This window comes from Enterobacter sp. V87_3 (assembly GCF_029967835.1).
Taxonomy (GTDB): Bacteria; Pseudomonadota; Gammaproteobacteria; order Enterobacterales; family Enterobacteriaceae; genus Enterobacter; species Enterobacter cancerogenus.
Window position 1 is genome coordinate 1 of record NZ_JASCAM010000013.1, and the last position, 22,363, is coordinate 22,363.

Consider the following 22,363-nt stretch of genomic DNA (forward strand, 5'->3'; position numbering starts at 1 on the left):
TCACTGGTGTTCGGGTTGTCATGCCAATGGCACTGCCCGGTAGCTAAATGCGGAAGAGATAAGTGCTGAAAGCATCTAAGCACGAAACTTGCCCCGAGATGAGTTCTCCCTGACTCCTTGAGAGTCCTGAAGGAACGTTGAAGACTACGACGTTGATAGGTCGGGTGTGTAAGCGCAGCGATGCGTTGAGCTAACCGATACTAATGAACCGTGAGGCTTAACCTTACAACGCCGAAGCTGTTTCGGCGAAGAGACAGACAATCAAATTTCAGCCTGATACAGATTACAGAATTTGCCTGGCGGCTTTAGCGCGGTGGTCCCACCTGACCCCATGCCGAACTCAGAAGTGAAACGCCGTAGCGCCGATGGTAGTGTGGGGTCTCCCCATGTGAGAGTAGGGAACTGCCAGGCATCAAATTAAGTAGTAAGCCGGTGCATAAATCCGGTGGTTACAGAAGTCTTCGGTGGAGCGGTAGTTCAGTCGGTTAGAATACCTGCCTGTCACGCAGGGGGTCGCGGGTTCGAGTCCCGTCCGTTCCGCCACTTATTGAAAGCCCTGAGCATTTGCTCAGGGCTTTTTTCTTGTCCGCGTTATAATTATTGCTTAAACAGCAAAAATCCTCTGCGTTTCACGATCTTTTTCTGCATAACGGCAACAGCGATAATCTTCCTCACTTAATAACATAATGATTTATGAGGAATGACATGACTATCCCTGCACTTGGTCTCGGCACTTTCCGCCTGAAAGACGACGTTGTTATCGCATCGGTAAAAACTGCACTTGAACTGGGCTATCGCACCATTGATACGGCACAGATTTATGAAAATGAAGCAGCCGTTGGTCAGGCCATTGAAGAGAGCGGCGTACCGCGTGACGCACTTTTCATCACCACCAAAATCTGGATCGAGAATCTCAGCAAAGATAAGCTCATCCCAAGCCTCAAAGAGAGCCTGAAAAAACTGCGTACGGAATATGTTGATCTGACGTTGATCCACTGGCCGTCACCGAACGATGCTGTTTCTGTAAAAGAGTTCATGCAGGCACTGCTGGAAGCGAAAGAGCAGGGCTTAACCCGGGAGATCGGTATTTCTAACTTCACGATCCCGCTGATGGAAAAAGCCATTGCGGCGGTAGGTGCCGCGAACATCGCCACCAACCAGATTGAACTCTCTCCCTACCTGCAAAACCGTAAAGTCGTGGCATGGGCGAAACAGCACGGGATCCATATCACCTCTTACATGACGCTGGCTTACGGTAAGGCGCTGAAAGACGAAACGATCGGACGTATCGCGCAGAAGCATAACGCCACTGCCGCGCAGGTGATTCTGGCATGGGCGACAGGCGAAAGTTATGCCGTGATCCCGTCATCAACCAAACGTGAAAACCTGGCCAGCAACCTTTTGGCGTTGGATCTCAAGCTGGATGAGGACGATAAAAAAGCGATCGCCGCCCTGGATTGCAACGATCGCCTGGTCAGCCCGGAAGGGTTAGCCCCAGACTGGGACTGAGATTAACCCCTCACCCGATGCCTTAAACCCTCACACAGCTCCTCCTGGAGCTGTTTTTACATGCTCACTCAGGAAGTCGATAAAGGCGCGTATACGCGTACTTACCGCCCTGTCGCTGTAATACACTGCACTAAAAGGCATCTCAACGGGCAAACGCTTATCTGCCATCAGTTCTACGAGTTCGCCGCGCGCAATTTCCTTATCAATCATATAGTCAGACAAACAGGCGATGCCGTTTCCCTCCAGACAAAGCTGTTTCAGCGTCTCACCGCTATTAGACGATAAACCGCAGCTGACTTCGTAAAGTTGCCCGTCATGACAGGCTACAGGCCAGGTATTGAGCGATAAAGGTTCTGTAAATCCCAGGCAGGTATGCTGCTTTAAGTCTTCGACCGTCTCAGGCTTGCCAAACTGCGCGATATACTGTGGCGAAGCGATAATTTTACGATAGCTGGTAAACAGGGGACGGGCGCGCAGACTCGAGTCCGTTAAGTTTCCCGCCCGGATCGCCACGTCGACCTTACGTTCAATCAGGTTGATAAACGTCTCTGACGACACCAGTGAAAGCGTCATCTCCGGATAACGCTCGCGGAAGGGTTTAATCAGCGGCATAAGGAAATGCAGGACGACAGGGGTCGCGGCATCAATACGCAACAGTCCGCGCGGCGTATTACGTGATTCAATGATTTCCGTCTCTGCCGCCGCCATCTCCTGCAAAACAGACTGGACGCGACGGAAGTAGCGTTCACCTTCTTCCGTCAGGCTGAGCTGCCGCGTCGTTCGGTTGAGCAGGCTCACCCCGAGCTTCATCTCTAACTTCTTCACCGAGCGGCTGATGGCCGAGTTGGCCTGACCCAGTTGTTCCGCAGCACGGCTAAAGCTGCCGCTCTCTACCACGGCGACAAAGATTGTTAGCTCTTCCGACGTTGCTTTCATTGTTGCACCATCCGCAAAATTCAATTGATATTTTGACCATTTTTGTTATTTAAACACTGGTGCATACTTCGTGTCATCTTAATCCTGAAGAGACGGAGTATTTTATGCCACTGGCGCTACTTGCCCTGACGATCAGTGCTTTTGCAATTGGCACGACCGAATTCGTGATTGTTGGACTGGTTCCAACGATTGCTGACCAACTTTCTATTTCGCTGCCCTCAGCCGGGCTGCTGGTTTCTATATACGCTCTCGGTGTCGCCATCGGTGCGCCCGTGCTGACGGCACTCACCGGACGGTTTCCACGTAAGCAGCTGCTTATGGCCCTGATGGTGCTGTTCACTGCCGGGAATATCCTGGCCTGGCAGGCACCCGATTACACCACGCTGGTGATAGCCCGCCTGCTGACCGGCCTTGCGCATGGGGTGTTTTTTTCCATTGGCTCGACCATCGCAACCAGCCTTGTCCCGAAAGAGAAAGCCGCATCCGCCATTGCGATTATGTTTGGCGGTCTGACCGTCGCGCTGGTAACCGGCGTGCCGTTAGGGACCTTTATCGGCCAGCATTTCGGCTGGCGCGAAACGTTCCTTGCGGTATCCCTGCTGGGCGTCATTGCCCTGGTGGCTAGCCTGTTATTAGTCCCGTCGACGATCCCCGGTCGTGCCAGCGCCAGCCTGAGCGAACAGCTCAAGGTGCTCACTCACCCACGATTACTGCTCATCTATGCGGTAACGGCTCTGGGTTACGGCGGCGTCTTCACCGCTTTCACCTTCCTTGCGCCAATGATGCAGGATCTCGCGGGCTTTACACCGGGTGCAGTGAGCTGGATCCTACTGGGGTACGGTATCTCCGTGGCGATTGGCAATATCTGGGGTGGCAAACTGGCCGATAGGCACGGCGCGGTCCCGGCTCTGAAGTTCATTTTTGCTGCGCTGGTCATTCTGCTGCTGGTTTTCCAGTTCACCGCATCGATGCAGTACGCCGCGCTGGTCACGGTTCTGGTGATGGGGATCTTTGCTTTCGGTAATGTGCCGGGCTTGCAGGTATACGTGGTTCAGAAGGCTGAGCTTTATACCCCTAACGCGGTGGACGTGGCATCCGGCCTGAACATTGCGGCGTTTAATATCGGTATCGCGCTCGGCTCGATTATTGGCGGGCAGACCGTGGAGCATTTTGGCCTGGCGCAAACGCCGTGGATTGGTGCGGCAATTGTACTCGTGGCATTCCTGCTGATTGGCCTGAGCGGACGCCTGGATAAACCCGCGCGCGTGGTGATGGGGTGAACCTGTGTAAGTGCTTGCTTACAAAACTGGAAAGCGGTTTCTCAGAAATTGCGTTGAAAGTGTAACCTAAAGTCCCTATAACAGTAGAACCAGTCCGTTTTCCGGGCTGGTTCACGTTACAGAGGTCGTTTCCAAAAGTGCGAAAAAATACCTATGCCATGCGTTATGTTGCCGGAATGCCCGCGGAGAGAATCTTACCTCCGGGGTCGTTTGCGAGCCTTAGCCAGGCATTGCCCGCTGGCACCCCGTTAAGCAGCGATGAAAAAATCCGGGTACTGGTGTGGAATATTTTTAAGCAGCAGCGCGCGGAGTGGTTATCCGTGCTCAAAAATTTCGGAAAGGACGCGCATCTGGTTCTGCTGCAGGAGGCGCAAACCACGCCTGAGCTGGTGAGGTTTGCTACCACTAACTACCTCGCCGCCGATCAGGTGCCTGCGTTTGTCCTGCCGCAACATCCCTCGGGCGTCATGACTCTGTCGGCCGCGCATCCGGTGTACTGCTGCCCGTTACGTGAACGCGAGCCCATCCTGCGCCTGGCAAAATCAGCGCTGGTAACGGTCTATCCGCTGCCGGACACCCGCTTGCTGATGGTGGTGAATATCCATGCAGTCAACTTCAGCCTGGGCGTGGATGTCTATAGTAAGCAGTTACTTCCAATCGGCGATCAGATTGCTCACCACAGTGGGCCGATCATCATGGCCGGTGATTTCAACGCCTGGAGTCGCCCGCGCATGAACGCGCTGTACCGCTTCGCGCGTGAAATGTCGCTCCGGGAAGTTCGTTTCAGCGATGACCAGCGCAAAAAAGCGTTTGGTCGTCCACTCGATTTTGTCTTCTATCGTGGTTTAAGCGTGCATGACGCCTCTGTTCTGGTGACGCGCGCCTCCGATCATAATCCTCTACTCGTTGAATTCAGTCCCGGCAAACCTGATAAATAATGGTGTGTCAGGTCTGCCATGGGGCAGGCCTGTACGGGTGCTGCCCTTTATTTTGTAACCAACCAAAGGACAGTAAGATGACAACAACGCAATCCCATCATGACAACGTAGAAAAACAGTTTGGTTCACAGGCGAGCGCTTATCTGAGCAGCGCCGTACACGCTTCCGGGCGGGATTTGGTCCGGCTGGGAGAACGTCTGGCTGCTTTCCCACAGGCTCACGTGCTTGATTTAGGCTGTGGAGCAGGGCACGCCAGCTTTACCGCCGCGCAGAAGGTGGCACAGGTGGTGGCGTACGATTTATCCAGCCAGATGCTGGAGGTGGTCGCGGAAGCCGCAAGGGCGAAAGGGCTGAACAACGTTGCTACGCGCCAGGGGTATGCTGAATCCTTACCCTTCGAGGATGAAACCTTTGATGTTGTCATCAGCCGTTACTCGGCTCACCACTGGCACGATGTCGGCCAGGCATTACGGGAAGTCAAGCGCGTCCTGAAACCCGGCGGCGTTTTCATCATCATGGATGTGATGTCGCCAGGCCATCCTGTGCGCAATATCTGGCTGCAAACGGTCGAGGCGCTGCGCGACACGTCGCATGTACAGAACTACTCCAGCGGCGAGTGGTTATCGTTAATCACCGAGTCCGGCTTAATTTCACGCTCGTTGATAACCGATCGGTTACCGCTGGAGTTCAGCTCCTGGATCGCACGCATGCGCACGCCGGACGCGTTAAGCCAGGCTATTCGTTTATATCAGGAGAGTGCGTCTGCTGATGTGAAGAGGTACTTTGAACTGCAGGAAGATGGCTCGTTTACCAGCGACACCATTATGGCTGAAGCGCAAAAAGCGGGATAAAACAAAAAAGGCACCGGGGGAATCGGTGCCTTTCTTACGTTTCGTCGTGTAATCAGGAGTCTGGTGTGGCGCTGTTTTTCACAAACAACGTCAGCTGGTCACCTGGCTGCAGATTGTCAGTATCATTATTCCAGCGCATCACATCTTTGATGTTCACGCCGTGACGTTTTGCGATACTGGACAGCGAATCACCCTTACGCACGCGATAGGTAATGCTATCGCTGTTTCTGGCAAGACGCTGTGCGCTGCTACCCGCACCGACCGTCAGAGTCTGACCCACTTTCAGGCCTGAACTGCGCAGGTTATTCCACTGCTGCAGATCTTTCGTGTTCACGCCAAGACGTGATGCAATGCCTGAAAGCGTATCGCCTGAACGAACCTTATAACTACGGCTGCTTACCGGCGAGGTATCTGCAATCAGCGTTGACTGAACGGCTGCAATCTCACCCGAAGCTAAAGACTCGCGAAGTTGTTCAGCATGCTTCTGCGGAACCATCACATACTGCGGGCCACTTGCCCCCAGCGTTGAGCCTTTAACGCCTGCATTAAAGGTTTTCAATTTACTTACCGACATACCCGTCATATCGGCAACCTGTTGAATATCAACCGGGCTGCTGAGACGAACACGCGCCAGTGCACGACTTTCGTCTGGTGTTGGCAGTGATACACCGTAACGCTTGCTGTTCTTGAGAATATCGCTCAAAGCCAGCATTTTCGGTACGTAAATCTTCGTTTCCTGAGGCAGCGAAAGCGACCAGAAGTCAGTGGATTTACCACGCGCTCTGTTCGATTTCATCGCCTTAAGTACACGACCTTCGCCGCTATTATACGCTGCGACCGTTAATAACCAGTCGCCGTCAAACATCTTGTTCAGACGTTGCATCATGTCGAGAGCGGCTGTCGTTGAAGCGACAACATCACGACGCGCATCGTAGTTGCGGGTCTGTTTCAAACCATAATTGCGCCCGGTGCTCGGAATGATCTGCCAAATACCTGCGGCATTGGCGCCAGACGTTGCGTGTGGGTCAAAAGCGCTCTCCACTATGGGTAGGAGTACCAGCTCCATAGGCATGTTACGTTTCTTAACCTGCCCGGCTATCCAGTACATATACGGCTCTGCCCGTAACGTTACATCGTGGAGATAGCTCTTATTTCTCAAATACTTCTGTTTCTGTTCGCGAATCCGGCTGTTTTCCGGAATTCCCATCTTTAGCTCGTCGCCAATAGAGGCCCACAAGTTCTGTTCCTGCGCAAATGATGTCCCATCGTCCATCCAACGCGCCGAACTTGTAAACTTCCCTGCTTCCCCTTGACCAGCTGCAGAAAGGCTCTGTGCGTGCTGTTGTACGTTATTGCCAGTCTGCGACTGGCAACCGACAAGCAGGACAGAGGCGAGTAATATCGCTTTTGCCTTCATGTGTGTGTCAATAGTTGCTTAAAAGACGAGCGATGATAACGGCGAAATTTTGAAAAGGCAACCCGCATTTATCTGAAGTTATCTTTCTTTGACCTTAACCATGCAAATCGCGCTTCTGGGTGTTGCAAATTTGTTTCTTGAGAAATTTCATTAATTAAATCAACATCATTTGTGCGTAAAAATAAATTTATTTCTCGCTCTTTTTTCAGAATTACGGGTAGTGTTTTTTGGTTTTTTGCACGTAACTCCTTCACTTTCTGGTAATAATCCTGAATAGCACGATCGTACGGTAGAATGCTGGCCGCAAACTTCATATTCCCTAATGTATACTCATGTGCGCAACATATTACGGTGTCGTCCGCGAGGGCGTTAATCTTCTGTAAGGACTGGTACATCTGCGCTGGCGTTCCTTCGAACAACCTTCCACAGCCGCCGGAAAACAGCGTATCCCCGCAAAACAGATAAGGGGCGCTGTAGAAACAAATATGTCCTGAAGTGTGACCTGGCGTAGCAAATACGGAAAACGCCAACCCGAGTATGATCACCTTTTCGCCCTCATCGACTACCTGCGTGACGCCTTTATCGCGCGTCTCCGCCGGGCCGTACACCGCCAGGTCCGGGAACTGCGCCAGCAGAGCCGGTACGCCGCCCACATGGTCGTTATGGTGATGGGTAAGGAGTATGGCTTCGGGCTGCCAGTTATTGTCGTTGATGGCCTGCAAAATCGGCGCAGCCTCACCCGGATCGACAATGATGCACCGACGAGCGTCGTCAACGATTACCCAGATGTAATTGTCCTGAAAGGCGGGAATACTGATAAGATTCATACATTACCTCTTACGGCGTGGCGGATGTGTTGATGAAACAGGCAAGGATACCTCGAACTGTCGCAGCACCTGAACGTTGGGCGGAATTGCCCTGGGGTGACTATTATCGCGAGGCGTTAGAACGCCAGCTTAAGCCCTGGCTCGCGAAAATGTACGGTTTTCACCTGCTTAAGATTGGCAATCTCAGTGCTGAAATCAATACCGAAAGTTGCGCTATCTCTCATCAGGTGAATGTTTCTCTTAACGGCTCTCCCGTGCAGGTGAAGGCAGACCCGCTGCATTTACCGTTTGCTGAAAAGTCCGTTGATGCATGTATGCTGGCACACACGTTGCCCTGGTGCAGTGACCCGCACCGTCTGCTGCGTGAAGCTGATCGCGTGCTTATAGATGACGGCTGGCTGGTCATCAGTGGCTTTAACCCGCTTAGCCTGATGGGGCTGCGTAAGCTGGTTCCCGTACTGCGCCGCACGCCGCCGTATAACAGCCGCATGTTCACAATGACGCGCCAGCTGGACTGGCTTTCACTGCTGAATTTTGAAGTACTCTGCTATGGCGGTTTTCAGGTACTGCCCTGGACGCGCAAAGGGGGCGTGGTGTTAAGTACCCATCTGCCAGCGTTAGGCTGTATGCAGTTTATCGTGGCGCGTAAGCGGACCATCCCCCTTACGCTTAACCCGATGAAGCAGAGTAAATCGAAAGCCCGGATCCGCCAGACCGTCGGCGCAACACGGCAGTACAAAAAGCCCTGATCAGGCTTCGGCCTGATAGCCAACATCTTCGTGCGCGGGGTTGGATGCGGCCGCGCGGGCGAGCTCGTCGCAGCGTTCGTTTTCGGGATGCCCGGCATGTCCTTTGACCCACTCCCACTTAATAACGTGCTGCCCCAGGGCGGCATCAAGACGCTTCCAGAGATCCACGTTTTTGACCGGCTTCTTCTCTGCGGTTTTCCAGCCGCGTTTTTTCCAGTTATGGATCCACTGGGTAATGCCCTGACGCACATACTGGCTGTCGGTGCTCAGCGTCACGTCGCAATGCTCCTTCAGCGCTTCCAGCGCCACGATGGCAGCCATCAACTCCATGCGGTTGTTGGTTGTCAGAAAATAGCCTTCGCTAAAAGTTTTTTCATGTTCGCGATAGCGCATAATGGCGCCATAGCCACCTGGCCCTGGGTTGCCCAGACACGATCCATCGGTGAAAATTTCTACCTGTTTACGCATCTCTGGTAGACTTCCTGTATTTGAAACGTTCAGTTAAACGATAAGTCTGACATAAATGACCGCTATGAGCACTGCAATTACTCGCCAGATTGTCCTCGATACCGAAACCACCGGTATGAACCAGATTGGCGCCCACTACGAAGGGCACAAAATCATCGAGATCGGTGCCGTTGAGGTGGTAAACCGTCGCCTCACGGGGAACAACTTCCACGTCTATCTTAAGCCCGACAGGCTGGTCGATCCCGAAGCGTTTGGCGTTCACGGCATTGCCGATGAGTTCTTGCTGGATAAGCCAACCTTTGCGGACGTGGCGGACGAGTTCCTGGAATACATCAAAGGCGCTGAGCTGGTCATCCATAACGCGTCGTTTGATATCGGCTTTATGGATTATGAATTCAGCAAGCTGAACCGCGATATACCGAAAACCAACACGTTCTGTAAAATCACCGACAGCCTGGCGTTGGCAAGGAGAATGTTTCCGGGCAAGCGTAACAGCCTCGATGCGCTCTGCTCACGCTACGAGATAGACAACACCAAGCGAACACTGCACGGCGCACTGCTCGATGCCCAGATCCTGGCCGACGTTTATCTGACCATGACCGGCGGGCAGACGTCGATGAAATTCAGTATGGAAAACGAATCCCAGCAGTCGCAGGGCGAGGCGGGAATTCAGCGCCTTGTTCGCCAGGCCAGCCGGTTGCGGGTTGTCCACGCCAGCGATGAAGAGCTGCTTAACCATGAATCCCGCCTGGACCTGGTCCAGAAGAAGGGCGGAAGCTGTATGTGGCGGGGTTAATCACCAATAAATGCGCGTAAAATCGCCGCCCGGGTGATTTTTGCAGCAAACGATTCAAAACGTGAGAAAAAGCGTTGACGAGTTCAGAGGCAAACCGTAATATGCGCCTCGTTCCCCAACGGGAACAGTGGAGCGGTAGTTCAGTCGGTTAGAATACCTGCCTGTCACGCAGGGGGTCGCGGGTTCGAGTCCCGTCCGTTCCGCCACTATTCAGAAGGCCTGAATCAGAAATGATTCAGGCCTTCGTCGTTTTAACTCCCCTCACGCTATTTACGTATCACTCCCTCTCCCTCTTGGTTAACAAAAAGTTAATATATGCAGTGCAATTTATTAACAATTGCACGATTTTAGTGCATTAATTGCACTTTTATTGTGCGATATGCTCTCATTCGTTCGTAAGCCATACATCCGAATGTAATAATTATGTAAAAATAATTCATAAGAAATCATTCGGTTACCTTTTGTTTTCCAAAAACTTCCTGAACCAATGCGCTATTGGTTCGCTAATTGCTTAATCATTAGCACAATAAGTAGCACGTCATATCAATAACTTATCGTTAATAAAAACAGAGCAATGATGACAGCGAGCGAACCAATATGGAAAAAGCGTCACGGTTTCTGGCAAATTCCAGCACCGCGCTTGAGCAGTTGCGCGGGCTAATCCACCAGCATGAGTCAACACCAGGCATTCCGCTGCCCACCGAACGTGAGCTGTCGGACACTCTCGGCGTAGGACGGCGTGAAGTCCGTCGTGCGCTGGACGTGCTGGAAGAAGAAGGGCGGATCTGGCGTAAACAGGGGAAAGGCACCTTTATCGGTCCGGCTGCCCCCGTTGAACCCCTGGCCCTTCAGGGATTGGTTCAGCAAACCAACCTACTGGAAGTCATGGAAGCTCGTCTGCAGCTCGAACCCGGCTTAGCCCGTCTTGCGGCACTGCGTGCCACCAGGGAAAACCTCGCGCTGATGCAGCGCATGCTGGAGCGCATCGATAAGGTCAGCCCGGATGACCGCGATCTGAATGAGCTGTGGGACAGCGCATTTCACCGTGCGATTGCAGAGGCTGCCGGCAACCGCCTGATGCTCGGCCTGTTCGATGCGATTGATGCCGTCCGGCGCGAACCCGGCTGGCAGCATCTGCGCGAGCTTGCCCGCACCCCTGAACGTGTCGATAGCTACAACGACCACCATCATAGAATCATGTCAGCGATTATCCATCGCCAGCCGAACGAGGCTGCCGGCGCGATGCGCGAACATCTGCTCAGCCTGCAAACCGCGCTGATTCAGGCCATTCACAATGAGGACGACGCCACGCTATGACGACAATCCCTTTTAAGGAAACCGCCCCCGTACTGCGGCTGGAAAACCTCAACGTCAGGTTTGCTGGCTCTCCGGTTAGCGTGCTGGACGGCATCTCGCTCTGTGTGAAGGCGGGTGAAACGCTGGCGCTGGTGGGGGAATCCGGCTGCGGAAAAAGCATCACCTCGCTGGCGTTGATGGGGCTGTTGCCCGCCAGCGCGCAAATCGTCAGCGGTGAGATGCACTTCCGCCGCCACGATCTGCGTAAGCTCTCACCGCGGGAATATGCTGACCTGCGCGGCAGCGAGCTGGCGATGATTTTCCAGGAACCCATGACCTCACTAAACCCGGCCTTTACCCTGGGCGACCAGCTCAGCGAGGCGGTCATGCGCCATCAGAATGTCTCACGCGCAGAGGCGATGAACGTGGCGCTGCGCATCCTCGAAAAAGTCCAGATACCGGCCGCTGAGATGCGTCTGAAAGCCTATCCCCACCAGCTCTCTGGCGGGATGCGCCAGCGCGTGATGATCGCCATGGCGCTGATTAACCATCCCCGTTTACTGATTGCCGATGAACCCACCACCGCGCTGGACGTCACCATTCAGGCGCAAATTCTTACGCTGCTCAACACCCTAAAAGAAGAAACGGGCACGGCGGTTCTGATGATTACCCACGATCTGGGCGTGGTGGCCGAGGTGGCTCAGCAGGTCGCGGTGATGTATGCCGGGCAGGTGGTAGAGCAGGGGAGCGTGGAGGCTATCTTTGCCGACCCGCAGCACCCATACACCATCGGTCTGATGGGGTCGATTCCCTCTCTTGGCGCACGCAAAGGCCAGCTCTCCACTATCCCGGGGTCTGTCCCTCTGCCGGGAGCCATGCCGAAAGGCTGCCGTTTTGCCACCCGTTGCCCGTTTGCGCAGACACGCTGCCACGATGAAAAACCGCCGCTCAGCGCACTCGGCGCGGGCCACGAGGTTGCCTGTTTCCGCGTACCGCTGGAACATCACATTGCGCTGGGAGAAATTGCATGACTACACCCATTCTGGAAGCGCGTGACCTGAGCAAGCGCTTTCCCGGTCCTAAAAAACTGTTCGCCCCGGCACGGTTCGTTACGGCGGTCGATCGCGTCTCCCTCGCGGTGATGCCCGGTGAAACGCTGGCGATTGTTGGCGAATCCGGTTCCGGTAAATCTACCCTTGGTCGCCTGCTTCTGCGGTTACTGGGTGCCAGCGAAGGACGCGTGTTTTATCAGGGAGAGGAGATCACCGATGCATCCGGTGCCCGTCTGAACCAGCTCCGTCGGGAACTGCAAATCATCTTTCAGGATCCCTTCGCCTCGCTGAACCCGCGCATGACCGTCGAGCAAATCGTCGGCGAGCCGCTGTGGCTGCACCAGAAGATGAACAAAAACGATCGCCAGTACCGTGTGGCTGAGTTGCTCAACACCGTGGGGCTGCCCGCCGCCTGGGCCGGGCGTTATCCGCATGAGTTTTCCGGCGGACAGCGTCAGCGTATCGGCATTGCGCGCGCCCTGGCGTCCGGTCCAAAACTGTTGCTGGGCGATGAGCCGGTTTCGGCGCTGGACGTGTCCGTCCAGGCACAGGTGGTGAATTTGCTGGAAAGCCTGAAGCATCAGTTGGGCCTGACGATGGTGATTGTCGCCCACGGTCTGGCGGTCATCCGCCATATGAGCGACCGCGTGGCGGTGATGTATCTCGGGCAAATTGTCGAGCTTGCCACGGTAGATGAAATCTTTGACGCACCGCTGCACCCCTATACCCAGGCGTTAATGGCGTCTGCGCCGCAATTGCAGCCGGGCGTTGAGCGAGACGCTCCGCTGCTGCAGGGGGATTTACCGAACCCGGCCAACCCGCCGTCCGGCTGTCGGTTCCACACCCGCTGCCCGTACGTTACCGACGAATGCCGCCAGGTCGAGCCGATCAATCAGCTACTCGACGGCGGCCGTCAGGTGGCCTGTCACCGCTGGCAGGACATTAATCGCGATCGCAGCGTTATCCAGATAGCACCGCCATCCGCAGCCTTTCTGCGCCGCCGCGCGCTGTTTGAACACGCGGCCACTCACTCCTCCCTTTCTTCAAGGAACTCATGATAATGACAATGCGTAACTCTTTTTTGACCGTACTGGGAAGTGTCATGTTGTTAGGCGCGGCGTTGCCCGCCCAGTCTGAAAGCGTGCTGCGAATTGGTCTGGGTGCCGATCCGGACATGCTCGATCCGCATCTGGCGCGCACCTATTACGGTCGTTTTGTTTTTGCCTCCCTGTGCGACAGGCTGGTGGACGTCGATGAGCATCTGAAAGTGGTACCGGGGCTGGCGAAAGACTGGGCCTGGAGCGATGACGGTAAAACCTTGACCCTGAATCTGCGTGAAGGGGTGACTTTCCACGACGGGGAAAAATTCGACGCGGCAGCCGCTAAATACAACCTCGACCGCGCCCTGACGTTAAAAGGCTCGCTGCGTAAAAGTGAAATCTCCTCCGTGGAGTCGGTTGAGGTGACGGGTCCAATGCAGATTGCCCTGCACCTGAAAACCCCTGATGCCGCTTTGCTGATGCAGTTGACCGATCGCGCCGGAGCGATGATGGCGCCAGACGCGGCGAAAAAACCGGATTTTGCCGCGCATCCCGTCTGCTCGGGGCCGTATAAATTCGACAGCCGCGTGTCCCAGGATCGTATTGTTCTGACGCGTTTCGACAACTACTGGAATAAAGACGCCTACCACTTCGACAAAATCATCTATTTGCCGATCCCGGATGCCTCCGTGCGCCTGGCCAACCTGCGCGCGGGCGATCTTGACCTGACCGAAGGGATTGCCGCAAGCGACGTTAAAACCGTTGAGGCCGACAGCAAGCTGGCGCTGGCGAAGGTGACCGGTCTGGGTTATCAGGGCATTACCTTCAACATTAACAATGGCAAGGTGCCGGCCAACGATCCGTTCAAGGATGCGCGCGTGCGCGAAGCCTTCTCTCAGGCCATTGACCGCGATGCGTTAAACCAGGTGGTCTTTGAAGGTCTTTACACCCCGTCCAACCAGGCGTTTTCGCCGGTAAGCCCGTATCACGTCAACCTGCCGGTGCCGCCGCGCGACGTCGATAAAGCCAAAGCGTTACTGAAAGCCGCAGGCGTTACCACGCCGCTGACCGTCAATCTGCTGGTGCCAAATAACCCGATTTCCCAGCAGGTCGGCCAGGTTTTACAGGCGATGGTGGCGGAGGCGGGCTTTACCCTCAATTTGCAAATGACCGAGTTCGCCACGCTGCTCGACCGTCAGCAGAGCGGTGATTATCAACTGAGCTTCTCCGGCTGGTCGGGACGTCCGGATCCGGATGGCAGCATCTACGGCTTTGTTCACAGCAAAGGCACGCTTAACGACGGGCGTTACAGCAATGCACAAGTGGATGAATGGCTGACCCAGGCGCGCCAGAGCACCGATCAGGCAGCGCGCCAGCCGCTGTACAACAACGTGGTCAAGCAGCTTCAGACCGACATGCCGATCGCTTACCTCTACTTCGAACCGCGCATTTTTGGTCTGAACAAGCGCGTGCAGGGCTTTAAACCTTACCCGGACGGCATCGTGCGTCTGGCCGGTTTGACGCTGGCAAAATAAACGCCCTGAGGAGAACCCATGCTGGAACTGATTTGCAAACGTCTGCTGCTGGCCATCCCCACTCTGCTGCTGGTGAGCATGATGGTGTTCGGGCTGCAAAAGCTGCTGCCCGGCGACCCGCTGATCGCCATGGCCGGGGAGGAGCGCGACCCGGCGGTGATCGCCCAGCTGCGCGCCGAGCTTAACCTGGATGCGCCGATCCCCGTGCAGTACTTCAACTGGCTGACGCGTGCGCTGCAGGGCGACCTTGGCGTCTCCCTGCGCACCCACGAGCCGGTGACGCAGCTGATCGCCAGCAAGCTGCCTGTGACGCTGGAGCTGTCGCTGCTGGCGATGATCATCGCGCTGGTGTTTGGCATCAGCATGGGGATCCTCGCGGCGGTAAACAAAAACAGCTGGGTCGATCACGGGGCGAATTTCGTGGCGATCTCGGGGATCTCGATCCCGCACTTCTGGCTGGGGATCCTGCTGATTCTGGTTTTCTCGGTCAACCTGCAGTGGCTGCCTGCGTCCGGCTATGTACCGTTCAGTGAAGATCCGATCCAGAACCTGCGCACGTTGCTGCTGCCTGCCTCCGTGCTCGGTACGGGGCTGGCCGCCACGCTGATGCGTCATTCCCGCGCCTCCATGATCGCGGTATTAAAAGCGGATTATATCCGCACCGCACGGGCAAAGGGGCTATTGCCAAACGCCGTGATCTTAAAGCATGCCTTTCGCAATGCGCTGGTGCCGGTGATCACCCTGACCACGCTACTGTTTGGTGAATTGCTGGGCGGTGCGGTGTTGACCGAGCAGGTCTTCACCATTCCGGGCTTTGGCAAGATGATCGTCGACTCGGTATTCAACCGCGACTATGCGGTGGTGCAGGGCGTGGTGCTGATCGTGGCGATCGGCTTCTTGATGCTCAATCTTCTGGCCGACGTGCTCTACGTGCTTATCAACCCGAAAATGCGAGGTTAACGATGGCGGAACTGACAACTCAAACCGTTGCGCCTGCGCTGCCACGCGCGAAGAGCAGGGTGTTAACAAAATTCCTTGCCAATAAAAGCGCGGTGATCGGCGCGGTCGTGGTGGGCTTCTTCGTGCTGGTGGCGCTGCTGGCGCCGTGGATCGCCCCGTTCGACCCGGTGAAAGCCAACTTCCTGGCGGTGCGCAAAGCGCCGTCGGCGATGTACTGGTTTGGCACCGACGAGCTGGGGCGCGACATCTTATCGCGCATTATCTGGGGAGCGCAAACCTCGCTGATGGCCGGCTGTATGTCGGTGGTCATCGCTGTGGTTATCGGCGTGCCGCTGGGGCTGGTGGCAGGCTACTTCCAGAAGATGTGGGATGGCGTGATCTCACGCTTTATTGAAGCGCTGCTGGCCTGTCCGTTCCTGATCATGGCGATCGCGCTCGGGGCATTTTTAGGCCCGAGCCTGACCAACGCGATGATCGCTATTGGCCTCTCGGCGATGCCGATCTTCGCCCGCCTGACGCGCGGCCAGGTGATCGCCATTCGCAACGAAGAGTACATCGACGGTGCACGGGCGATTGGTCTGCCGGATCGCTGGATCATCATCAAATACGTACTGCCCAACGTCATGTCGCCGATTCTGGTGCAGGCCACGCTGGCGATTGCCTCGGCGATCATCGCCGAAGCCAGCCTGTCGTTTCTGGGGCTGGGACAGCAGCCGCCGAACCCGTCCTGGGGCTCGATGCTCAACACCGCCAAAGGTTTCCTTGAGCAAGCGCCGTGGATGTCTATTTTCCCCGGCGTGGCGATTTTCCTTGCCGTGCAGGGCTTTAATTTACTCGGCGACGGACTGCGCGATGCGCTCGATCCGCGCCACGACTAAGGAGTCATAATGACCAAAGCGCTTGATTTTACGTCCGGTTACGCTTCACGCCGCCCGCCGATGCTGGGCCACAACGCCGTTGCAACCTCGCAGCCGCTGGCGGCGCAGGCGGGTATGCGTATGCTCCAGCTGGGCGGTAACGCCGTGGATGCAGCGGTGGCAATGGCCATGGCGTTAACCGTTGTCGAGCCAACCGGCAACGGCATCGGCAGCGATGCGTTTGCCATCGTCTGGGACGGAGAAAAGCTTCACGGTTTGAATGCGTCGGGCCGCTCGCCTGCCAGCTGGCATGCCGATCTGTTTGCCGGGAAAACTGCCGTGCCGGAAATTGGCTGGGACGCCGTTACGGTGCCGGGCGCGGTATCGGGCTGGGTTGCCCTGGCGGAACGTTTTGGTACATTGCCGCTCACCACGCTGGCACAGCCGGCAATTGAGTATGCGCGCAACGGTTTTCCCGTCTCCCCGCTGATTGGCCATCTCTGGCAGCGTGGCTACAACAAGCTGAAAGACCAGCCGGGCTTTAGCGCCTGTTTTGCGCCGCAAGGCCGTGCGCCGCGCGTGGGGGAAATCTTCCGTAACCCGGCCCAGGCGAACTCGCTGGAACTGATTGCCAAAACTAACGGCGAAGCGTTTTACCATGGCGAGCTGGCACAAAAAATCGCCGCTTTCGCCAAAGAGCATGGCGCACACCTGACAACCGAAGATCTGGCAAACCATCGCGTAGACTGGGTGGACCTGCTGTCGCGCGATTTTGCCGGTGGCTCGGTACAGGAGTTGCCGCCGAACGGCCAGGGGATCGCCACGCTGATTGCGCTTGGCATTCTTGAGCAGTGCGGTATTGAGCAGCATCACCCGGATTCTGTGCAGGGGCTGCACCTCGCCATTGAGGCGATGAAGCTGGCGCTGGCGGATCTCGATCGCTACGTTGCCGATGAAGACCATATGGAGTTCGCGGCGAAAGAGCTACTGAGCGACCATTATCTCAAGGCGCGCGCGGCGCTTATCGATCAGGATAAGGCCTCTGATTTTGTCTACGGTTCACCGACCCAGAGCGGCACGGTGTACCTGAGTACGGCTGATGCCAGCGGCATGATGGTCTCATTTATTCAGTCAAACTTTATGGGCTTTGGCTCGGGGATCGTCGTGCCGGACACGGGGATCAGCCTGCAAAACCGGGGCTGTGGGTTTGTGCTGGATCCAAAACATCCCAATGCGCTGGCCGGCAGCAAGCGTCCGTTCCATACCATCATTCCCGGTTTTGCGATGGACGGAAACGGCAAACCGCTGATGTCATTCGGCGTCATGGGCGGGCCGATGCAGGCGCAGGGACACATGCAGATGGCGCTGCGCATCATGCTGCACGGCCAAAACCCGCAGGCGGCAATTGATGCCCCGCGCTGGCGCGTGGTGCAGGGCAGGGAAGTGATAGTCGAGTCGACGTTCGACCGCAACACCATTGCCGCCCTGCGCGAGCGGGGGCATCAGATTGTGGTGGAAGATCCGCTGCAGGATTATAACTTTGGCGGTGCGCAGGTGATTTACCGGATGCCGGAGGGACACTACGTGGCGGCAACGGAGAGCCGTAAAGACGGACAGGCGTTGGTGAGTTAAACGCGCGAGCAGCATTTGTAGGCCGGGTAAGGCGTAGCCGCCACCCGGCTTTTTTTTACCCAATACTAAACGGATCCGCATCCTGCCACGCAGGAAACTTCTCCCGATACTCCTTCAGCGCCGTCAGCGACAGCTCCGCATCAATGCGCGTCGCCTGATGCGGCTCGGCGGTCGCAATAATCTCACCCTGCGGGTTAACCACCCGGCTGTCGCCGCGATAGTGATGCCCGTTGCCATCGGTACCCACACGGTTACAGCCCGCCACATAGGCCTGGTTCTCAATGGCGCGCGCCGTCAGCAGCGCCTGCCAGTGCAGGGAACGCGGGGCAGGCCAGTTAGCGACGTACAGCGCCAGATCGTAATCGTCGCGGTTGCGCGACCAGACCGGGAAGCGCAGGTCGTAGCAGACCAGCGGCAGGATGCGCCACCCGCGCCACTCGAACACCACGCGCTCGTTACCCGCCTCGTAATGATGGTGCTCATCCGCCATGCGGAACAGATGGCGCTTATCGTAGAAATGCACGTTCCCCTCAGGCTCAACCAGCAGGAAACGGTTTACCGCCCCACGCTCAGTTTGCAGAGCGGCGCTACCGGCAATCAGGGCGTTGGTCTGACGGGCTTTGGCGTGCATCCAGGCCACGACGTCATCCTGCGGCATCGACTGTTTCGCCGCTTCCATCGCAAAGCCTGTGGTGAACATCTCTGGCAGGACAATCACATCGCGCCCGGTAATCTCTTCCAGTTGACGATCGAAGTGGCGCAGGTTGGCAGGGCCATCCATCCACACTAAAGGTTGCTGCAAAATAGAAAGCTTTAAACCCGGCACGATTCAGACTCCTCACAAGACCGCTTTTTGACACTGTAGCACGTCATTACGGGAAAATGTGGCAATAAAAAACCCCGCGCGAGGCGGGGTTTAGGGAAGCGAAACGCGTTAAGCGGCTTCAGGTTTGCGGACCTTCTCCGGCAGCTTTACCGGCTGCGTCGCCAGCTCGTCCGGCTCGAAATCATCCACGTTGATGCTGCGCAGACGGCTCTCTTCGGCTTTCACCAGCAGGGCGGCTTCATTGTTATCAATAATGCCGCCGGCCAGGGCCTGTTTCGCCAGCTCATCCAGACGTGTGAACGGCAGGTTTTTGCCCAGCTGTTTGCAGATCTTCTGGTGAATCGGGTCGGCGGCCATCACGTCGAGCAGCGCTTCTTCAAGCAGACCGACCGGGTTATGCGACGTGGGTGCCAGATACTGACCGCGGCCAATACGGGAGCGGGTCGCGCTCGGTATTTGCAGGATCTTCGCCACTTTGTGGTCCAGCAGGTCGGATGGCGCAAGATGATGGCGACCGGTCGGGAAGATAGCCACCCGCAGCGCGCCCGCCACGAAGCGGTTCGGGAAGTTTGCCAGCAGATCGTCAATCGCCTGTTCAGCCTGATAAAGCGCATCCTGCACGCCCCAGTGTACCAGCGGCAGATCCGCTTCATGACGACCTTCATCGTCGTAACGTTTCAGGACCGCAGAGGCCAGGAATACCTGACTCAGCACGTCACCCAGACGGGCAGAGATACGCTCGCGACGTTTCAGGCTACCGCCCAGCACCGCCATCGACACATCCGACAGCAGGGCGAGGTTCGCGCTCAGGCGGTTCAGGTGCTGATAGTAGCGTTTTGTTGCGTCACCGGTTGGCGTGGCGCTGGTGAGGCCGCGCGTCAGGCCCAGCCAGAAGCTGCGAACCTCGTTACTGCCCACATGGCCAATATGTTTGAACAGTAGCTTATCAAAGGCATCCACGTCGTTATTCTGCGCAGCAGCCATCTCTTCCAGCACGTAAGGATGACAGCGGATCGCCCCCTGGCCGAAGATCATCATGCTGCGGGTCAGGATGTTTGCCCCTTCCACGGTAATCGCAATCGGTGAGCCCTGATAGCCGCGCGCCAGGAAGTTGCCTTCGCCGAGCATAATGCCTTTACCGCCCGCAATATCCATCGCGTCGATGATTGACTGCTGCGCGCGGTGGGTACAGTGGTACTTCACAATCGCCGACAGCACGGCCGGTTTTTCGCCGAGCATAATGCCGTAGGTAATCAACGATGCGGCGGCGTCCATCACGTAGGCATTGCCTGCGATACGCGCCAGCGGCTCTTCAATACCTTCCATCTTGCCGATGGAAATTTTGAACTGACGGCGGATATGCGCGTAAGCACCAATCCCCATCGCCACGGATTTCAGGCCACCGGTTGAGTTTGACGGCAGGGTAATACCGCGACCGACGGACAGACACTCCACCAGCATACGCCAGCCCTGACCGGCCATTTTCGGGCCACCGATGATGTAATCAATCGGCACAAAGATATCCTGTCCACGGGTTGGACCGTTCTGGAACGGTACGTTCAAAGGGAAGTGGCGACGGCCAATTTCAACGCCCGGGGTAGAGGTTGGGATCAACGCACAGGTAATGCCCAGATCTTCCTCGCCGCCCAGCAGTTTTTCCGGGTCGGAGAGCTTAAACGCCAGGCCCAGCACGGTAGCGATAGGGGCCAGGGTGATGTAACGCTTGTTCCAGGTGAGGCGCATGCCCAGCACCTGCTCACCCTGCCACTCGCCCATACACACCACGCCGGTATCCGGGATCGCACCGGCGTCGGAACCCGCTTCCGGGCTGGTCAGGGCGAAGCACGGGATCTCCTGACCGCGTGCCAGACGCGGCAGATAGTGATCTTTCTGTTCTTCAGTACCGTAATGCTGCAGCAGTTCGCCCGGGCCGAGAGAGTTTGGCACACCCACGGTGATCGCCAGGATCCCGGAGACTCCCGCCAGCTTCTGCAGCACGCGCGCCTGAGCGTAAGCGGAGAATTCCAGACCGCCGTACTCTTTCTTGATGATCATCGCGAAGAAGCGATGCTCTTTCAGGTAAGCCCACAGTTCAGGAGGCAGGTCGGCCATCTCATGGGTGATAGCGAAGTCGTTCGCCATGCGGCACGCTTCTTCCACCGGGCCATCGATAAAGGCCTGCTCCTCTGCGGTCAGGCGCGGCTGCGGATAGTTGTGCAGCTTTTTCCAGTCTGGATTGCCCTGGAACAGATCGCCTTCCCACCAGGTGGTGCCCGCGTCGATCGCCTCTTTCTCTGTACGCGACATCGGTGGCATCACCTTGCGGAAGCCTTTGAATACCGGCGCGGAGATCATCGACTTACGCATCGGCACCAGGTTAAGCGGCAGAAGGATGAGGGCCAGCGGAACTAAAAGCCAGATATTCCAAAGCCCTGCTACGGCAAGCGCTGCCGTCCATACCAGCAGGATCAGGCTGCTGAGGAAGAGATTGACGCGGTGATAGAACAACACACCGAGCAGAACAACGGTTGCGATAATGCTCAAAATCATCATAACGAAAAGCTCCCTTGCTTGTAGGAGGTCTGACCACTTGTGATGATATGGTTGTAGTTGATGTGAATTCCTTTAGCAATGTGTTTACAAAATAATTACAACCTGGTTCACATTGTTCGCGGTTAAGCCGGCACGAAAAAGCAAAACGCCGGACGTTTCGCAAGGCTTTAGCTTCTCGCTTTTAGTGGTATCCGGTACACTCCATCCTGTTATCTCATCAATACTGAAGGATTATCCTCATGTACCAGGATCTTATTCGTAACGAACTGAACGAAGCGGCGGAAACGCTGGCTAATTTTCTGAAAGATGATGCCAATATTCACGCGATTCAGCGCGCTGCGGTCCTGCTGGCCGACAGCTTCAAAGCCGGTGGTAAAGTGCTCTCCTGCGGTAACGGTGGTTCCCACTGTGATGCCATGCACTTCGCAGAAGAGCTGACCGGGCGCTATCGTGAAAACCGTCCGGGCTACCCGGCGATTGCGATTTCCGACGTGAGCCACATCTCCTGCGTAGGCAATGACTTCGGTTACGACCACATTTTTTCCCGCTACGTGGAAGCGGTAGGCCGTGAAGGCGACGTGCTGCTGGGGATTTCGACCTCCGGTAACTCCGCAAACGTGATCAAAGCGATCGCCGCCGCGCGTGAAAAAGGGATGAAAGTCATCACCCTGACCGGTAAAGATGGCGGTAAGATGGACGGTACGGCCGATATCGAAATTCGTGTTCCGCACTTCGGCTATGCAGATCGCGTTCAGGAAATTCACATCAAAGTGATCCACATCCTGATCCAGCTGATCGAAAAAGAGATGGTTAAGTAAGACTTCGCGGGGGGCATATCCAT

Annotated in this window: 20 protein-coding genes, 2 tRNA genes and 2 rRNA genes; 18 read left to right on the plus strand and 6 right to left on the minus strand. The window is 56.1% G+C overall.

Annotated features, from left to right (window positions below; translation table 11 throughout):
- From QLG21_RS05065 to dkgB, 4 genes are all read left to right on the plus strand, one after another.
- Window positions 1–225 (plus strand): 23S ribosomal RNA (locus QLG21_RS05065); the annotation flags it as partial.
- Between the two features lie 70 nt (window positions 226–295).
- Window positions 296–411, plus strand: a 5S ribosomal RNA gene (gene rrf / locus QLG21_RS05070).
- 55 nt (window positions 412–466) lie between these two features.
- A tRNA-Asp gene (locus tag QLG21_RS05075) sits at window positions 467–543 on the plus strand.
- 162 nt (window positions 544–705) lie between these two features.
- A complete protein-coding gene (gene dkgB, locus QLG21_RS05080) occupies window positions 706–1,509 on the plus strand; it encodes a 2,5-didehydrogluconate reductase DkgB (RefSeq protein ID WP_282483993.1) in 804 nt (267 codons plus the stop codon).
- A 30-nt stretch (window positions 1,510–1,539) separates the two neighbouring features.
- On the opposite strand, the gene yafC is transcribed toward dkgB, so the two are convergent.
- The gene (gene yafC / locus QLG21_RS05085; RefSeq protein ID WP_058609363.1) at window positions 1,540–2,445 is read right to left on the minus strand and encodes a DNA-binding transcriptional regulator YafC; all 906 of its coding nucleotides are present in this window, start codon (window positions 2,443–2,445) and stop codon (window positions 1,540–1,542) included.
- A 104-nt stretch (window positions 2,446–2,549) separates the two neighbouring features.
- On the opposite strand from yafC, the gene QLG21_RS05090 reads away from it, so the two are divergent.
- The 3 genes from QLG21_RS05090 (at window position 2,550) to QLG21_RS05100 (ending at window position 5,514) form a co-directional block, all read left to right on the plus strand.
- Window positions 2,550–3,725 (plus strand): MFS transporter, encoded by a 1,176-nt coding sequence (locus QLG21_RS05090; protein ID WP_282483994.1) that lies wholly within the window; start codon window positions 2,550–2,552, stop codon window positions 3,723–3,725.
- A 137-nt stretch (window positions 3,726–3,862) separates the two neighbouring features.
- A complete protein-coding gene (locus tag QLG21_RS05095) occupies window positions 3,863–4,663 on the plus strand; it encodes an endonuclease/exonuclease/phosphatase family protein (RefSeq protein ID WP_042320745.1) in 801 nt (266 codons plus the stop codon).
- Between the two features lie 77 nt (window positions 4,664–4,740).
- Complete coding sequence (locus tag QLG21_RS05100) at window positions 4,741–5,514, plus strand: class I SAM-dependent methyltransferase (RefSeq protein ID WP_101738195.1); 774 nt, start codon at window positions 4,741–4,743, stop codon at window positions 5,512–5,514.
- A 52-nt stretch (window positions 5,515–5,566) separates the two neighbouring features.
- Here the strand turns inward: QLG21_RS05100 and mltD are convergent, their stop codons facing one another.
- Window positions 5,567–6,931 (minus strand): murein transglycosylase D, encoded by a 1,365-nt coding sequence (gene mltD / locus QLG21_RS05105; RefSeq protein ID WP_006176775.1) that lies wholly within the window; start codon window positions 6,929–6,931, stop codon window positions 5,567–5,569.
- 68 nt (window positions 6,932–6,999) lie between these two features.
- A complete protein-coding gene (gloB, locus tag QLG21_RS05110) occupies window positions 7,000–7,758 on the minus strand; it encodes a hydroxyacylglutathione hydrolase (protein ID WP_282483995.1) in 759 nt (252 codons plus the stop codon).
- 32 nt (window positions 7,759–7,790) lie between these two features.
- Between gloB and QLG21_RS05115 the strand changes: the two genes are divergently transcribed.
- Window positions 7,791–8,507 carry a class I SAM-dependent methyltransferase gene (locus tag QLG21_RS05115; protein WP_102891392.1) on the plus strand — a complete coding sequence of 239 codons (717 nt, stop codon included), beginning with the start codon at window positions 7,791–7,793 and terminating at the stop codon, window positions 8,505–8,507.
- Here QLG21_RS05115 and rnhA read toward each other — a convergent pair whose 3' ends face one another.
- Window positions 8,508–8,975: a ribonuclease HI gene (gene rnhA / locus QLG21_RS05120; protein WP_101738193.1), complete on the minus strand. Its 468-nt coding sequence runs from the start codon at window positions 8,973–8,975 to the stop codon at window positions 8,508–8,510.
- Between the two features lie 64 nt (window positions 8,976–9,039).
- On the opposite strand from rnhA, the gene dnaQ reads away from it, so the two are divergent.
- The 9 genes from dnaQ to QLG21_RS05165 all read left to right on the plus strand — a co-directional run bounded on the left by dnaQ (window position 9,040) and on the right by QLG21_RS05165 (window position 18,143).
- Window positions 9,040–9,771, plus strand: a complete 732-nt coding sequence (gene dnaQ, locus QLG21_RS05125; protein WP_282483996.1) for a DNA polymerase III subunit epsilon — start codon at window positions 9,040–9,042, stop codon at window positions 9,769–9,771.
- Window positions 9,772–9,900: 129 nt separating this feature from the next.
- Window positions 9,901–9,977: transfer RNA gene (locus QLG21_RS05130), tRNA-Asp, on the plus strand.
- Between the two features lie 391 nt (window positions 9,978–10,368).
- The gene (locus QLG21_RS05135; protein ID WP_088207889.1) at window positions 10,369–11,088 is read left to right on the plus strand and encodes an FCD domain-containing protein; all 720 of its coding nucleotides are present in this window, start codon (window positions 10,369–10,371) and stop codon (window positions 11,086–11,088) included.
- A complete protein-coding gene (locus tag QLG21_RS05140; protein WP_102891391.1) occupies window positions 11,085–12,098 on the plus strand; it encodes an ABC transporter ATP-binding protein in 1,014 nt (337 codons plus the stop codon). Before QLG21_RS05135 ends, QLG21_RS05140 begins: the two co-directional genes overlap by 4 nt.
- Window positions 12,095–13,177, plus strand: a complete 1,083-nt coding sequence (locus QLG21_RS05145) for an oligopeptide/dipeptide ABC transporter ATP-binding protein (RefSeq protein ID WP_137849253.1) — start codon at window positions 12,095–12,097, stop codon at window positions 13,175–13,177. The genes QLG21_RS05140 and QLG21_RS05145 overlap by 4 nt, the downstream gene beginning before the upstream one ends.
- A gap of 2 nt (window positions 13,178–13,179) precedes the next feature.
- Window positions 13,180–14,694: an ABC transporter substrate-binding protein gene (locus QLG21_RS05150; RefSeq protein ID WP_171007394.1), complete on the plus strand. Its 1,515-nt coding sequence runs from the start codon at window positions 13,180–13,182 to the stop codon at window positions 14,692–14,694.
- Window positions 14,695–14,712: 18 nt separating this feature from the next.
- The gene (locus QLG21_RS05155) at window positions 14,713–15,654 is read left to right on the plus strand and encodes an ABC transporter permease (RefSeq protein ID WP_137849252.1); all 942 of its coding nucleotides are present in this window, start codon (window positions 14,713–14,715) and stop codon (window positions 15,652–15,654) included.
- A gap of 2 nt (window positions 15,655–15,656) precedes the next feature.
- Window positions 15,657–16,532 (plus strand): ABC transporter permease, encoded by an 876-nt coding sequence (locus QLG21_RS05160; RefSeq protein ID WP_137849251.1) that lies wholly within the window; start codon window positions 15,657–15,659, stop codon window positions 16,530–16,532.
- Window positions 16,533–16,541: 9 nt separating this feature from the next.
- Window positions 16,542–18,143 carry a gamma-glutamyltransferase family protein gene (locus QLG21_RS05165; protein ID WP_282483997.1) on the plus strand — a complete coding sequence of 534 codons (1,602 nt, stop codon included), beginning with the start codon at window positions 16,542–16,544 and terminating at the stop codon, window positions 18,141–18,143.
- A gap of 55 nt (window positions 18,144–18,198) precedes the next feature.
- Here QLG21_RS05165 and QLG21_RS05170 read toward each other — a convergent pair whose 3' ends face one another.
- Both QLG21_RS05170 and fadE read right to left on the minus strand, forming a co-directional pair.
- Window positions 18,199–18,969, minus strand: coding sequence for an amidohydrolase (locus tag QLG21_RS05170; RefSeq protein WP_042320757.1), 771 nt, complete (start codon window positions 18,967–18,969; stop codon window positions 18,199–18,201).
- A 108-nt stretch (window positions 18,970–19,077) separates the two neighbouring features.
- Window positions 19,078–21,522 carry an acyl-CoA dehydrogenase FadE gene (fadE, locus tag QLG21_RS05175; protein ID WP_282483998.1) on the minus strand — a complete coding sequence of 815 codons (2,445 nt, stop codon included), beginning with the start codon at window positions 21,520–21,522 and terminating at the stop codon, window positions 19,078–19,080.
- Between the two features lie 239 nt (window positions 21,523–21,761).
- On the opposite strand from fadE, the gene lpcA reads away from it, so the two are divergent.
- On the plus strand, window positions 21,762–22,340 hold the full coding sequence (gene lpcA / locus QLG21_RS05180; RefSeq protein WP_003863232.1) for a D-sedoheptulose 7-phosphate isomerase: 579 nt from the start codon (window positions 21,762–21,764) through the stop codon (window positions 22,338–22,340).
- The last annotated feature ends 23 nt before the right edge of the window (window positions 22,341–22,363 follow it).